Genomic DNA, 14,411 nt, shown 5'->3' with positions numbered 1-14,411 from the left:
TTGAGCTACCATGGAACAACCACATAAGATATTATATCATACATTGTTGAAATTGCAACCCTTTTTTATAAAAATTATTAGGGCGTAAATATACGCCCTTTTATTTTGTTGGTTTCATCGTTGGGAATAGTATAACATCTCTTATAGAATAGGAATCTGTAAGAAACATTATCAATCTATCTATGCCAATTCCAAGCCCTCCTGTAGGAGGCATACCTATTTCAAGAGCATTTACAAAATCATCATCCATCATATAAGCCTCATCATCGCCAAGTTCTCTTTCCTTAAGCTGTTGGATAAACCTATTTTTTTGATCAATAGGATCGTTAAGCTCTGAATAAGCATTAGCAATCTCTCTTGCAAAAACAAATGCTTCAAATCTTTCTGTAAGAGTTGGATCATCTTTTTTCTTTTTTGTAAGAGGTGATATCTCAACAGGATAATCTATTACAAAAGTTGGCTGTATCAAATGCTTTTCAGCATAAGCTTCAAATACAGCATTTAATATATCTCCCTTTGTACAATCTGAAAGCTTCTTTTTAAGTTCATCAACTACATTCAATTTCTTTGCTATTTCTCTTGCTTCTTCGTCAGTTTTTATTTCTTTAAAGTCTACTCCTGCATATTTTTTCACTGCATCTATCATAGTAATTCTGTTCCATGGAGGAGTAAAATCTATCTCGGTTCCTTGATATGTAACTTTAGTAGTTCCTAAGACTTCCTTTGCGCAGTATGCAACAAGGTTTTCAGTAAGTTCCATCATGTCATTGTAATCTGCATAAGCTTGGTAAAGCTCTATTGCAGTAAATTCTGGATTATGCCTTATATCAATTCCTTCATTTCTAAAGTTTTTACCCATTTCATAAACTTTTTCAAATCCACCAACTATAAGCCTCTTCAAATAAAGTTCTGTTGCAATTCTAAGATAAAGATCAATATCAAGAGCATTGCTATGAGTAACAAAAGGTCTTGCAGCCGCACCACTTGCTATTGTTGAAAGTATCGGAGTATCTACCTCTACAAATTCTCTATCATCAAGGAATTTTCTTATCGCTTTAATAATCTGGGTTCTTTTCATGAAAGTGTCTTTAACATCTGGATTTACAATCAAATCAACATATCTTTGCCTATACCTTAAATCTGGATCCTTAAGTCCATGCCATTTCTCTGGAAGTGGCCTTAAGGATTTAGTTAATAATACAAAATCTTTGACATGTACTGAAATCTCATCAGTTTTTGTTTTAAATACAAATCCTTCTACTCCTATTATATCTCCAATATCAAGGGTTTTGAAAAATTTTAATTTTTCTTCTCCAACATCATCTATTTTTACATAGAGCTGAAGCTTGCCATACCTATCATGTATATCAGAAAAACCAGCCTTTCCATGTACTCTTTTTGACATCAATCTTCCTGCTACTCTTACTGTTTTCCCTTCAAGTTCACTAAAATTTTCTTTTACATCTTTAGACGTATGGGATCTATCATATTTTACTATTTCAAATGGATCTTGACCATTTTTCTTAAGCTCTTCTAACTTTTGGATCCTTTGTCTTATAAGCTCATTATACTCTTCCTCAAGTTTTTCAAACTCTATCTGAGTTAACTCATCCTTTGCCATAACATAACCTCCAAAAATTCTTTTGTTATCTTTTCTTTATTTCTAATATTTCAAATATTGTAGTTCCGTCTGGCACTTGAATTACAACCTTATCCCCCACTTTTTTACCAAGTAGTCCTTTACCTATAGGCGCTTCGTTAGATATTTTCATAGTTGCTGGATCTGCTTCAGCAGAACCTACTATAGTAAATTCAAGCTCATCTCCATATTCAAGATCCTTTACTCTAACAGTTGTTCCAATTGATACAGTATCTGTTTTGATATCTTCTTCATCTATCACCTTTGCATTCTTTAACATATTTTCAAGAGTTGCTATTCTTCCTTCAACAAAAGCCTGTTCATTTTTAGCCTCATCATATTCAGAGTTTTCACTTAAATCCCCAAAGGATAATGCAGTTTTTATCTTTTGCGTAACTTCTTTTCTTTTAACTGTTTTAAGATATTCAAGCTCTTGTTCTATTTTCTTTACTCCTTCATAAGTTAATATTACTTGTTTGTTGGTTTCACCCATTTTATTCTCCCCTTTTACAATTTTTACCCTGCAATTTACAGGGCAAATAATTAGTCATAAAATATTATATGCTAATAAATAAAACATAACACTAATTATTTTTTTAATCTACATAATTAATAACAAGCACCATAAAGTACTCTTTATAGTGCTTGTTATTTATCTCCATTAGATGTAATTATAAAACAGACAATGAATGATGTCAATAACTTTACATTTACAATAATCTGTAAATTTACCTTTCCATTAATATTTCATTATCACATCTTATGCTTTTAATTGAAAAACCTTCTTTTTCAGCCATACTCCAAATAATTTTCCTTTGCTTTATTTGCAAATAACCTTGTGCAAAGGTAATATCCATTTTATCACCCTTAAATGCAATATCCACATCATTAAAACACCAAGGAGATTTAGGATGGTATATGAAGTTAAAATAAAGCATTGGCTTTTTAACTTCTGCTAAATATTTGTAGTTTTCATCCTTTGATGATAATATAATCACGTCTGCATTCTCACTTGCTTTTATAGGATCCTCAACTATTGCTACAGATGTACCATATTTTAATATTGCATATTCTACATCTGGAATAAGCTCCTGCTTTTTTTAGATATTAATATTATTCTTCTTGCAAAGGGCAGCAGAAGAAAAAAACAATTTCTGCCCTCCAATGTAGATGCATCAGCTATAGCCACTTCCCCAAGTCTAAGATCGCATCCTAGACTTACTGTGTAATAATCTAAAGCTCTAATTAAACAAGAATGATAAAAAAACAAATTAAAATTTATGTCATAATCCTTTGATAAAACATATCCATATTGTTCATTTCCAAATTTACATGATCTTTTTAGCTTTATCCTTTCAAAACCATCGGGTATTTTTATTTCAGCAGCTGTTATATCGTTAAGCATTATCTCTTTACTTTTATATGGCTGTAATAATTTATTTATAAATGATATATGGCTAACAGTAGGATATTTTTCTCTTATGTCATCTTCTTTAGCTTTTCTAATTACAGCAAAACTATTCATTTAAATCATTCCAATAAAAACTTTATATAAAATATATATTAACAAAATATAATTTTTATACAGATTTTATATATACCCTTGTACCTTACCATTATAAAATATATTTTTATTAAAGCATTCAACTCTTGGGACAAAATTCAATCTATCCAGTATATCTTCATAATCTTTTATTGTTATATCTTCAAGATTTTTATTTAAAAGTGATACAATTAATGCTTCAATTACATTAGTACCAAAGGATCTCCCATTAAACTCCGGAGTTGTAGTAATAAGTATTGCAATTCCTCTTTCCTTTAAATCTTCTATATCACTTTGAGTTACTGTATTAGTAACAATAACTTTATCTGTCATATTTTTAGGCATATATTTTTTTATGAAAAGATAATCTCCTCCTATTATTTCTGCGTCATTATAATATTTTTCATATTTTGTTGTAATAGTATCCTGTTTACTACCAGTTGGATAAAGTTTTTCAAAGGGCATCCTAACAGCTATAGGGAGTATTATTTCAGCAAGCATACTAAACAATCTATAAGACTTTATTGGAACAGGTATATTTAGTGCAAATATAAAATCACCAAAGGTTATATCAGCACCTATACTATAAAAAGCCTCTGCCATTCCATATCTATCAGTAGCACTAGTCATAAGAACTTTTTTGTCCTTTAATGGCATTATGTAATCATTTATATATTTTACAGTTCTTCTCTCAAGCGTATTTTTAAGCCATGAACCATCAACAATTGGAGATACTTTTGCAGCTTCTTTTATTGGAATAGCATCTTTTATTGTATAAGATTTATCTGCCCATCTTAAATTTAAATCTATTCCTCCCATCCCAAAGGCATCGACTTTTCCATCAAGTTCCTTTATTATATTTATAACTTTATTATAATCTCCATCAGTACCTATTCTCTCAATGACAACTTTTTCTCCTAAAATTTCCACTTCAGCCCTATGATTTCTTTTTGAGGAACCAAGACTTACAGATACAATCCTTTTCATATATTCTCCTCCTATCACCTTATCATACTTATTATTTCAAGTATTCTTTCAGGATCAATATATACATCTTGCTTTATTGGAGATTCCCCAATATCTATAGTATATACATGGCAATCAAGTAAAGTTGCCATTATCTTTGTTCTTTTATTAGAACCTATTATTATACAATGTTTATATTTCCTAACTTCAGCAATAAGCTCTAGAACGCTGTTAAATAAATTTTGCCCACTCTGATTTTTGACAAAATTATTTCTTTCTTCTTCAGTCATAAAAAGTATATAATCTACTCCAGCTTTTTTAAGTTTTTCTTCAAGTTCCTCTTTATTTTGAATTGGGAACCCTACAACTGCAATTCCTCCTCCTTTTCGTATCTCTCCTATGCTTTCAAGCCTTGATATAAATGTTCTATCAATATCAAGTATTTTAGCTACCTCCTGCTGGGAATACCCCTTACATCTGAGTTCAAGTATCTCGTTTATTTTGTTATGTATTCTTTCTATGCTTATTACTTTTTCTCCTATTCTTGCGTAATCCACATTATCCCTCCCGTGCACATTCTGTGCTCAATTACATATTATACCTTTTTTGTTATAAATTCAATATAAATATATAATAAAAAGGTGCTATATTCAGCACCCCTTAAGTTGATTTTTATAATCTTTAAGCACTTTCTCTATTTCATCTTTATCATTAATTTTATTTATAATATCTCTTACAGAAGTTGCATTTTTAAGCCCCTTTAGATACCACCCAATATGTTTTCTCATCTCAACAATTCCTCTATGACCTTTAAATTCAAAAGCCATGGAAAGATGTAAAAGGGCCATATCAATTTTGTCTTCAAAACTTGGTTCACTTAATAACTCTCCTGTATTTAAATAATGAACCGTCCTTTTAAAAATCCATGGATTACCAAGGGATCCACGGCCAATCATTATTGCATCGCATTTTGTTTCATTAAGCAATCTTTTTGCACTTTCAGGAGATATGACATCCCCATTACCTATAACCGGAATTTTAACTGATTCTTTTACCTTTCTTATTATATCCCAATCTGCATTACCTTCATACATTTGTGCTCTTGTTCTGCCATGAACTGCAACAGCTGAAGCTCCTGCACTTTCTGCCATCTTTGCAAACTCAACAGCATTAATTAAAGTTTCATCCCATCCTTTTCTAAACTTAACTGTAACAGGCTTTTTAGATCTTTTTACAACGTTCTTAATTATTTTCTCTGCAAGATGCATATCCTTCATAAGTGCAGAACCTTCATTATTTTTTACTATTTTTGGGGCAGGACATCCCATATTAATATCGATAAATGCAACCTTAGGATTTTGACTTATTAACTCAGCAGTACTTGCCATAATCTCAGGCTCACTTCCAAATATCTGAACAGCAGCTGGAGCTTCTCTATCATCTATATCAAGCATAGCACGAGTTTTTACACTATTAAATGTAAGTCCCTTTGAACTAATCATCTCAGTGTAAACAAGACCACAATCAAATTGTCTGCATATAATCCTAAAAGCCGTATCCGTAACTCCTGCCATAGGAGCCAAAAATACATTGTTTTTAGGAATAAATCCTCCTATATTCATATTATCACCTATTGATTTTTTTCATATATTATTCTTAAGCCTTCCAATGTAAGATATGGATTTATCTCCTGTATAGAACTACTTTCTGTTGCAATAAGTTTTGAAAGCCCCCCTGTTGCAACAACCAATGGATCATCTTCACCTATCTTTTTCATTTCATCTTTCATTTTATTTACTATAAAATCAACAAGGCCTACATAACCATATATTATACCTGCCTGCATACTCTGTACAGTATTTTTACAAATAACATTAGCAGGCCTTACAAGTTCAATCCTTGGAAGTTTTGCAGCCCTCTCAAATAATGCATCACTTGAAATCTTAATACCTGGGGCTATTGCACCTCCATAATAATCACCTCTTGCACCTACTGCACAAAATGTTGTGGCTGTACCAAAATCTATTATTATGAGTGGCTTTTTATATATTTCATGACCTGCAACAGCATTTACAATTCTATCCGCTCCAACTTCCTTTGGATTATCATATTTTATATTTATTCCTGTTTTAATTCCTGGTCCTACTATAAGTGGTTCTACTTTAAAATATTTTCTTATCATGTGCTCAAGAGAGTACATGATATTAGGTACAACAGAAGATATAACGACAGCTTTTACATCTTTATAATTTAAATCAGCCTTTTCAAATAGATTTATAGCAACTATTCCATATTCATCAGATGTTTTTGGTGGAGTAGTTGACATTCTCCAATCAGCAAGGCGTTTTTTACCTTCATATACTCCTAAAACAATATTAGTATTTCCAACATCAAATACAAGAAGCATATACTCAACTCCTTAATGTATAATGAGAAAGCAGGCTATGCCTGCCTTATTATCTTATCTAAAGCTTTAGTAATTGCAGTTACAATTATAGCTGCAACAATTACTTCTAAAGTCCCATTTGTAAGTGCAATACCTATTAGTATTTTCCCAAGAGATCCTATTGCAACTTTACTTATGCTTGCAAAGGTTTTTGCTGCAAATACATAAATCATTGAAAGTACAAGTATCGTATTGGTAGCAGTGCCAACAATAGCAGTTATTGCAACGTTTTTTGTTTTTTTATAAGTCAAAGCCGAAAATACACCTATCATAATCCTTGGAAAAATAGATATCATAGGATTGATGAATATAGGTGCAAAAATAGTAGATAAGTTATTGACAAGACTTGATAGCCCAAAAATAAGCCCAACTATTATTCCACCTGCTATACCGTCAGTTATTGCAGCAATTATTACGGGAATATGCATAAAAGTAACTTTAAGTGATGGAGTAAGCCTTATATAACCAAAAGGTGTTAGGCTCATAAAAATTGCTATAGCTGCAAGCATTGCTACTCTTGTCATTTTCCTTACCGTCATCACTTTTTTGGGGTAAATTTTTAAATTTTCCACAATAACACCTCCGTTCCAGCTCCATTAGGATGCCGGACTATTTTTATATTTTTTAAAAACGTCCCGCTAATATGCAGGCGATATTCTTATTTTAGCATTTTGCCAAAAACTTTCAACCCAAAATAAAATGTTTTTTAATTTATTTATAAATATTATATATCCCTTCCATAACAATATCTCCACTTAAAATTCTTTTTAAGTCTCCGTTTAATGTTTTAATTATAAGGCAACCTTCATCATCTATATCAACAGCCTTACCCTCAACAACGCTATCTATATTTAATACTGTGACCTTTTCCCCAAGAACTATAGAATAATATTTTATATCATTGATAAAATGCTTAAGCCCATATCTTTTGAAATCTTCATAATCTTTCTCAAAGGAATTTAGTATTTCACCAAGTATCACCCTTCTATCAAAAGATTTTCCTGAATAACTTTTTAATGATATTGCAATATTTGATATGTCATCGTCAAATTTTTCTTGATTAATATTAATCCCAATACCTACGATTATATATTTAATTTTCATTCCCTCCATAGTTGTCTCAGTTAATATCCCACATAACTTTTTTTTATTCAGCACCAAATCATTAGGCCATTTTATCATTATATCAAAACCTGTAATTCTCCTTAAAGCTTTAACTGCCGATAATGAAAGTAGTGGAGTTATAGTTGGAGCTATTTTAGGAGGAATATCTGGCTTTAAAAGTATAGAAGCGGCAATAGCTTCCCCCTTTGGGGTTATCCATTTTCTTCCCATTCTTCCTCTGCCGCTAATTTGTTCTTCAGCTATTACAACAAGCCCTTCCTTTGCCCCATCTTCTGCCATCTTCTTAATAATATCATTAGTTGATGTAGTTGATTGTAAATATACAATATTTCTTCCCATATATTTTGTATTGATAAATGTCTTTATATTTTCATAAGATAATATTTCCATGTTGATTCCTCCAAATATCTTTATATATAATTATATCCAAAAAGGCTGCATCAAGTTATACCTTAATGCAGCCTTTTAAGATATTTTTTTATTTATTACTTAAATACTCATCGATAGCCTTTGCAGCTTTCTTTCCGGCTCCCATAGCAAGTATTACTGTAGCAGCTCCTGTTACAGCATCACCACCAGCAAATACCCCTTCTCTTGATGTACGGCCTGTTCCCTCATCTGCAACTATACATTTATGTTTATTAATCTCTAATCCTTTAGTTGTAGAAGATATCAATGGATTTGGTGATGTTCCAAGGGACATGATTACTGTATCAACCTCTATAATAAACTCTGAGCCTTTAACCTCTACAGGTTTTCTTCTGCCAGATTCATCTGGTTCACCAAGCTCCATTCTTATGCATTTCATCCCTTTAACCCATCCTTTTTCATCGCCAATTATTTCTACTGGGTTTGTCAACAAGTCGAATATTACCCCTTCTTCTTTTGCATGATGAACTTCTTCTACTCTGGCTGGAAGTTCTGCCTCTGATCTTCTATAAACTATATGAACCTCTGCTCCGTATCTTAATGCTGTTCTTGCTGCATCCATTGCAACATTTCCACCACCTACAACAGCTACCTTCTTACCTACTTTTATAGGAGTTTCATAATCCTCTTTAAATGCTTTCATCAAATTATTTCTTGTTAAAAACTCATTTGCTGAAAATACTCCATTTAAATTTTCACCGGGTATTCCCATAAATTTAGGTAATCCAGCACCTGAACCTATAAATACTGCACTAAATCCTTCTTCTTCAAATAACTGATCTACTGTAACAGTCTTACCAACTATAACATCAGTCTCTATTTTAACACCTAATTTTCTAACGTTATCTATTTCATACTTAACTACTGTATCCTTAGGAAGCCTAAATTCAGGAATTCCATAGACTAAAACTCCTCCTGGTTCATGTAAAGCTTCAAATATGGTTACATCATATCCTAATTTAGCTAAATCTCCAGCACAAGTAAGACCTGCTGGCCCACTTCCAATAACTGCAACTTTTTTACCATTTTTAGGTTTTGTTTCTGATAAATCAATATTATTTTCTCTTGCCCAATCAGCAACAAATCTTTCAAGCTTACCTATCGCTACAGCTTCCCCTTTTATTCCAAGTACACATTTTCCTTCACATTGGGTTTCTTGAGGACATACTCTTCCGCATATTGCTGGAAGTGCACTGGACTTTGCAATAATCTTAGCAGCTTCTTCAAAATTTCCTTCTTTAACTTGTGCTATAAATCCAGGTATATCTATTGATACTGGACAATTAGCCACGCATTTAGGACTTTTACAGTTTAAACATCTTGAAGCCTCCTGCATAGCCTCTTCTTTTGTATATCCTAAGCATACTTCATCAAAATTTGTAATTCTAACTTTAGAATCCTGTTCTTTTATAGGAACTCTTTTCATTCTATCCATTATTTATCACCTCCACATCCGCAGCCTTTTCCATGATGGGTATCTCCCTCAATCTTTTTTAGGAGTTTTCTTCCTTCTTCAGTCTTATACATAGCTTGTCTTCTCATTGCCTCATCAAAATCAATTAAATGTCCATCAAATTCCGGTCCATCTACACAGGCAAATTTAATCTTCCCTCCAACTGAAACTCTACAAGCTCCACACATCCCAGTTCCATCCACCATGATTGGATTTAAACTTACAATCGTCTTAATGCCCAACTCTTTTGTAAGCATTGATACAAATTTCATCATTATCATTGGTCCAATAGCTATAACCAAATCATATTTTTTACCTTGATTTACAACTAAATTTTTTAGCAAATCAGTAACAAGTCCTTTAAATCCATAAGAACCGTCATCTGTTGCTATATAAACATTTCCTGCTACTTTTTTCATTTCATCTTCTAATATCACATAATCCTTTGATTTAGCACCTATTATTACATCTGCCGCAATTCCATTATTATTTAGCCATTTTACTTGAGGATAAACAGGTGCTGTTCCTACTCCACCAGCAATAAAAATAATCTTCTTGCTTTTTAAATTCTCTAAATCCTCATGAACCATTTCAGAAGGTTGTCCAAGAGGACCTACAAAGTCAGCAAAACAATCTCCAGCTTCGTATTTTGCCATTTCCATTGTGGAAGCTCCTATTGCTTGGAATACTACAGTTACCGTTCCTTTTTCCTTATCATAATCACAGATTGTAAGAGGTATTCTCTCTCCTTTTTCATCCATTCTAATTATAACAAATTGGCCAGGATTAGCTGATTTTGCGACTCTTGGTGCTTCTATATCCATAAGATATATGTTGTTTGCCAATTCTCTTTTTTTCACTATTTTGTACAACAGTATCCCTCCATTCTTACATTTACTTTTTTATATTTAAGCAAAATGCTTTATAATAATTCCTCTTAGTATTTTATTTTTTCATATAAAATTTAATATGTCAAATATTTAAACAAATTTTACGCAAGTTTTAATTATTAAAAATATTAAGCCCTCTTATTAAGAGAGCCTAATATAGCATTTAATTTAAATTAAAAATCTATATCCTTACCATAGTAAATATATTCAAGCAGTCTTTCCATAGTAGCATCATCAATTGATCTTGGATTAGACCCTGTACATGCATCAAGTACAGCATTATGTGCTATTGTTTTAACATTTGCCTTAAATTCTTCTTCACTTACTCCATAATCCTTTAATGTAAGTGGTATTTCCATACTTCTGTTAAGTTCTCTTATCATTTCAACAAGAGAAACTACAAGTTCATCATCATTTTTACCTTCAAGTCCAAGGTTCTTAGCTATAGCTGCATATCTTTCTTTACATTCCTTTGCATTATATTGTATAACATAAGGAAGGTATATTGCATTAGCACATCCATGTGGTATATGGAATACAGCTCCAGTCTTATGAGCAATTGAATGTGTTATACCTAATAATGCATTAGAAAATGCCATACCTGCAAGGCATTGGGCATAATGCATTTCTTCTCTTGCCTTTGTATCCCCATTAAAGGATTTAACAAGATACTCTTTTATCATAACTATTGCCTGCATTGCAAGTGGATCTGAAAATTGCGACCTTAAAGAAGCAACATAAGCTTCAACAGCATGAGTTAAAGCATCCATACCTGTATGTGCAGTTAATGTTTTTGGCATTGTCTGTGCAAGCTCTGGGTCCACTATTGCTATATCAGGAGTAATATTAAAATCAGCTAATGGGTACTTTATTTTTGCTTTGTAATCAGTTATAACTGAAAATGCTGTAACTTCAGTTGCAGTACCACTTGTAGATGGTATAGCAACAAACTTAGCCTTCTTCCTAAGTTCTGGTAGGCCAAAAGGAACTACTGCCTGTTCAAAAGTAAAATCTGGATATTCATAGAAAATCCACATGGCCTTTGCTGCATCTATTGGAGAACCACCACCTACTGCAACTATCCAATCAGGCTCAAACTCCCTCATAATTTCAGCGCCTCTCATTACTGTTTCAACAGATGGATCAGGTTCCACCCCTTCAATAAGCCTTGTTTCTAATCCTGCTTCATGAAGGTACTTTTCTATTTTGTCAAGGAATCCAAACCTTTTCATTGAGCCACCGCCAACTACTATTACAGCCTTTTTACCCTTTAAATTTTTTAATTCCTCTAATGAATTTTTTCCAAAATAAATATCTCTTGGTAGTGTAAATCTTGCCATAACTCTACCTCCTCAATTTTATTCTACAAACATATAATGCAAATATCATGCCAGTTAGTTATTTAACAAACAATATAGTATTTTCAATAGGTATAAAAAAAAGCAATCATAACCGTCCTGTTTTATGACAATTATGCACTGATTTTTTGTACTATTTTAATACACTGTCCTATATTTTAACAACTATATTTCTATATTATATTTTTTTAATTTAAGATACAGAGTATTTCTACTAATATTTAAAACCTTTGCACATTTAGTAACATTATTATATTTCTTTAAACAACTTATGATCGCTCTTTTTTCAAGCTCATCAAGAGGACATATTAGCTCATCCATAATATCACAACTTTTAATTTCATTGTTTTTACCTTTTTCTTCTATATCTTTAAATTTGTTCATTAAAAACTCAGTATTACCATCAAAATTAACTGCACTTTCAATAAAATTTTCAAGCTCCCTAATGTTTCCCCACCAATCATAAGAAAGCATTTTTTCATAGATAGCGCGATTAATTTTCGGAATAGGCTTTTTTAGTTTTTGTGACTTAATTTCAAGGAAATGTTCAATTAAAAGAGGTATATCTTCCCTTCTTTCTCGCAAAGGTGGAAGTACTATTGGTATTACTGATATTCTATAATACAAATCCTCTCTAAATCTTCCGCATTGAACTTCCTGAAGTAAATTTCTATTTGTAGCTGCAATTATCCTTACATCAACATCAATATATTTATTACCTCCAATCCTTGTAATACAGCCCTCTTGGAGAACTCTCAAAAACTTTACCTGCATATCAAGAGGCATTTCTCCTATCTCATCAAGAAACAAGGTACCACCATTTGCAAGCTCAAATTTACCAGGATTACCACCTCTCTTTGCTCCGGTAAAAGCACCTTCATCATATCCAAATAGTTCACTTTCTATTAGATTTTGTGGTATCGCTCCACAGTTTATAGCAACAAATCCATATTCTCTCCTGTTACTAAAATTGTGAATTGCCTGGGCCAATATTTCTTTACCTGTTCCACTTTCACCAGTTATTAAAATTGTTGAAGGACTATCAGCAATGCTCTTTGAGTATTCAATTATTTTATTCATGCTATAGCTTTTATATTTGATATCGTCAAAAGTATATCTTGCCTTCTTGCCAGTGTATTTATTTATAAGGTTATATACATTTTGGATATTTTTAAAGCTTATAACTGCACCAATAATAGTATCTACTTCATCTCTTATTGAATGAATATTTACAATGTACCTCTGAAATTTACCATTTATTTTAAAGCTTACTTCTTCATCAACTACCTTTTTGCCAAGAGCAACTCGATTTATAACTTCATCCCACAATGAAAATATTTTTTGAATAGGTTGATTTATCAAATACTCTTTAGTGCAATCAAACATACTACATGCAGTTGCATTTATATTCTTAATTATCCCTTTTCCATCGACGGATAAAATTCCTATGTCTACAGACTCAATAATTGCATTTAAATACTGATATGTTTCCAATAGTTTATTGCTCGCTTCTTCACTTTTTATCTGATTTTCTATAGACCGTACAGCAGCAACAACTAATCCTAATGTATGGGGATGTACAAGATTACTGTTACCAGTAAGATTTAATGTACCAATAATGTCTCCTTTTACATTATGAATAGGTGCTGCAGAACATGTCCATCTATGATATGCTGTTATAAAATGTTCCTTTGCAGATATTTGTATTGGCATATCTTCATTTATAGCTGTACCCATAGCATTTGTACCAATACTATTTTCATTCATATATGCTCCTACAACCATATTCAATTCTTTCGCTGCCTGCAATATATCCCGATCTCCTATGGTACTTAATATACATCCTTCCCTATCAGTTAAAACTATAAAAAAACCTGAACCCTCCAGAAAATCATAAAGTATCTTCATAAATGGAGATGCTATTCTAATAAGCTCTTTATTCCTTTTTAATACAATTGGTATCTCCTGTTTACTTAGAATCTTTTTAGGATATATTCTGCTAACTTCAATACCATATTTATTTGAACGTTCATGGGACTTTTTTATTATTTCTTCATGGATCTTATCATTTTTTTTCATAGCAATATCCCTCCACATTTAGGCATTAAAATAGGGTGTTTTAAACACCCATTTAAATTATATTATTTTTTCTTACTATTTACCTTTTCCATGAATTTATCACTATTAATTACATACCTCTCATGAATTCCTTCCCCTATCTTTTCAACTTCATCAAAGGCTTCAACCCTAAATATAAGCTTTTTACCTTTAATTTCAATAAGCTTTGCATTAACAGTTATTTTCATTCCTATTGGAGTCGCAGCAATATGTACAACATCTACCTTTGTACCAACAGTTGTATAGCCAACTGGAAGATGTAAATCAACTGCATTCTTTGCAGTACACTCCATTAAGGCAATCATAGCAGGAGTAGCTAAAACATCAACCATGCCACTACCATATTTACTTGCAGAATGTTCGCTTTTTACATCTGTTTCAATAGATGAATTAAGCCCAACTTTTATTTTTTCCATTACTTCAAATTCGTTCAATTTAGTTCCC

15 protein-coding genes and 1 tRNA gene (1 of these 16 only partly in view) are annotated in these 14,411 nt (G+C 32.0%); all 16 read right to left on the bottom strand.

From position 1 onward, the window contains the following. A tRNA-Asn gene (locus FDN13_RS08735) sits at nt 1-15 on the bottom strand (it extends 60 nt beyond the left edge of the window). 85 nt (nt 16-100) lie between these two features. Further along, nucleotides 101-1,621 carry a lysine--tRNA ligase gene (lysS, locus tag FDN13_RS08730; protein WP_138979844.1) on the bottom strand — a complete coding sequence of 507 codons (1,521 nt, stop codon included), beginning with the start codon at nt 1,619-1,621 and terminating at the stop codon, nt 101-103. Nucleotides 1,622-1,646: 25 nt separating this feature from the next. Further along, nucleotides 1,647-2,132 (bottom strand): transcription elongation factor GreA, encoded by a 486-nt coding sequence (gene greA, locus FDN13_RS08725; RefSeq protein ID WP_138979843.1) that lies wholly within the window; start codon nt 2,130-2,132, stop codon nt 1,647-1,649. A gap of 235 nt (nt 2,133-2,367) precedes the next feature. After that, complete coding sequence (locus FDN13_RS08720; protein WP_138979842.1) at nt 2,368-2,637, bottom strand: hypothetical protein; 270 nt, start codon at nt 2,635-2,637, stop codon at nt 2,368-2,370. A 74-nt stretch (nt 2,638-2,711) separates the two neighbouring features. Continuing rightward, nucleotides 2,712-3,164 (bottom strand): hypothetical protein, encoded by a 453-nt coding sequence (locus tag FDN13_RS08715; protein ID WP_138979841.1) that lies wholly within the window; start codon nt 3,162-3,164, stop codon nt 2,712-2,714. Between the two features lie 66 nt (nt 3,165-3,230). Beyond that, the gene (locus tag FDN13_RS08710; RefSeq protein WP_138979840.1) at nt 3,231-4,169 is read right to left on the bottom strand and encodes a quinate 5-dehydrogenase; all 939 of its coding nucleotides are present in this window, start codon (nt 4,167-4,169) and stop codon (nt 3,231-3,233) included. A 14-nt stretch (nt 4,170-4,183) separates the two neighbouring features. Further along, entirely contained in the window at nt 4,184-4,705 is a 522-nt protein-coding gene (locus tag FDN13_RS08705) for a transcriptional regulator (protein ID WP_138979839.1), read from the bottom strand. 93 nt (nt 4,706-4,798) lie between these two features. Further along, nucleotides 4,799-5,770, bottom strand: a complete 972-nt coding sequence (gene dusB, locus FDN13_RS08700) for a tRNA dihydrouridine synthase DusB (RefSeq protein ID WP_138979838.1) — start codon at nt 5,768-5,770, stop codon at nt 4,799-4,801. An 8-nt stretch (nt 5,771-5,778) separates the two neighbouring features. Next, nucleotides 5,779-6,555 (bottom strand): type III pantothenate kinase, encoded by a 777-nt coding sequence (locus FDN13_RS08695; RefSeq protein ID WP_138979837.1) that lies wholly within the window; start codon nt 6,553-6,555, stop codon nt 5,779-5,781. Nucleotides 6,556-6,590: 35 nt separating this feature from the next. After that, nucleotides 6,591-7,166: an ECF transporter S component gene (locus tag FDN13_RS08690; RefSeq protein ID WP_138979836.1), complete on the bottom strand. Its 576-nt coding sequence runs from the start codon at nt 7,164-7,166 to the stop codon at nt 6,591-6,593. A 139-nt stretch (nt 7,167-7,305) separates the two neighbouring features. Next, entirely contained in the window at nt 7,306-8,109 is an 804-nt protein-coding gene (locus tag FDN13_RS08685) for a biotin--[acetyl-CoA-carboxylase] ligase (RefSeq protein ID WP_138979835.1), read from the bottom strand. A gap of 88 nt (nt 8,110-8,197) precedes the next feature. Next, nucleotides 8,198-9,583, bottom strand: a complete 1,386-nt coding sequence (gltA, locus tag FDN13_RS08680; protein ID WP_138979834.1) for an NADPH-dependent glutamate synthase — start codon at nt 9,581-9,583, stop codon at nt 8,198-8,200. Next, nucleotides 9,583-10,473, bottom strand: coding sequence for a sulfide/dihydroorotate dehydrogenase-like FAD/NAD-binding protein (locus FDN13_RS08675; RefSeq protein ID WP_138979833.1), 891 nt, complete (start codon nt 10,471-10,473; stop codon nt 9,583-9,585). Before FDN13_RS08675 ends, gltA begins: the two co-directional genes overlap by 1 nt. Before the next feature lie 191 nt (nt 10,474-10,664). After that, a complete protein-coding gene (locus FDN13_RS08670; RefSeq protein ID WP_138979832.1) occupies nt 10,665-11,831 on the bottom strand; it encodes an iron-containing alcohol dehydrogenase in 1,167 nt (388 codons plus the stop codon). A gap of 183 nt (nt 11,832-12,014) precedes the next feature. Further along, a complete protein-coding gene (locus FDN13_RS08665; protein ID WP_138979831.1) occupies nt 12,015-13,928 on the bottom strand; it encodes a sigma-54-dependent Fis family transcriptional regulator in 1,914 nt (637 codons plus the stop codon). Between the two features lie 62 nt (nt 13,929-13,990). Next, nucleotides 13,991-14,383: a thioesterase family protein gene (locus FDN13_RS08660; protein WP_138981062.1), complete on the bottom strand. Its 393-nt coding sequence runs from the start codon at nt 14,381-14,383 to the stop codon at nt 13,991-13,993. Between the last annotated feature and the right edge of the window lie 28 nt (nt 14,384-14,411).

Origin of the sequence: Caloramator sp. E03 (assembly GCF_006016075.1) — a bacterium.
Classification (GTDB): domain Bacteria; phylum Bacillota; class Clostridia; order Clostridiales; family Caloramatoraceae; genus Caloramator_B.
Note: the sequence above shows the minus strand (reverse complement) of the source record. Positions and strands in the feature narration are given on the sequence as shown.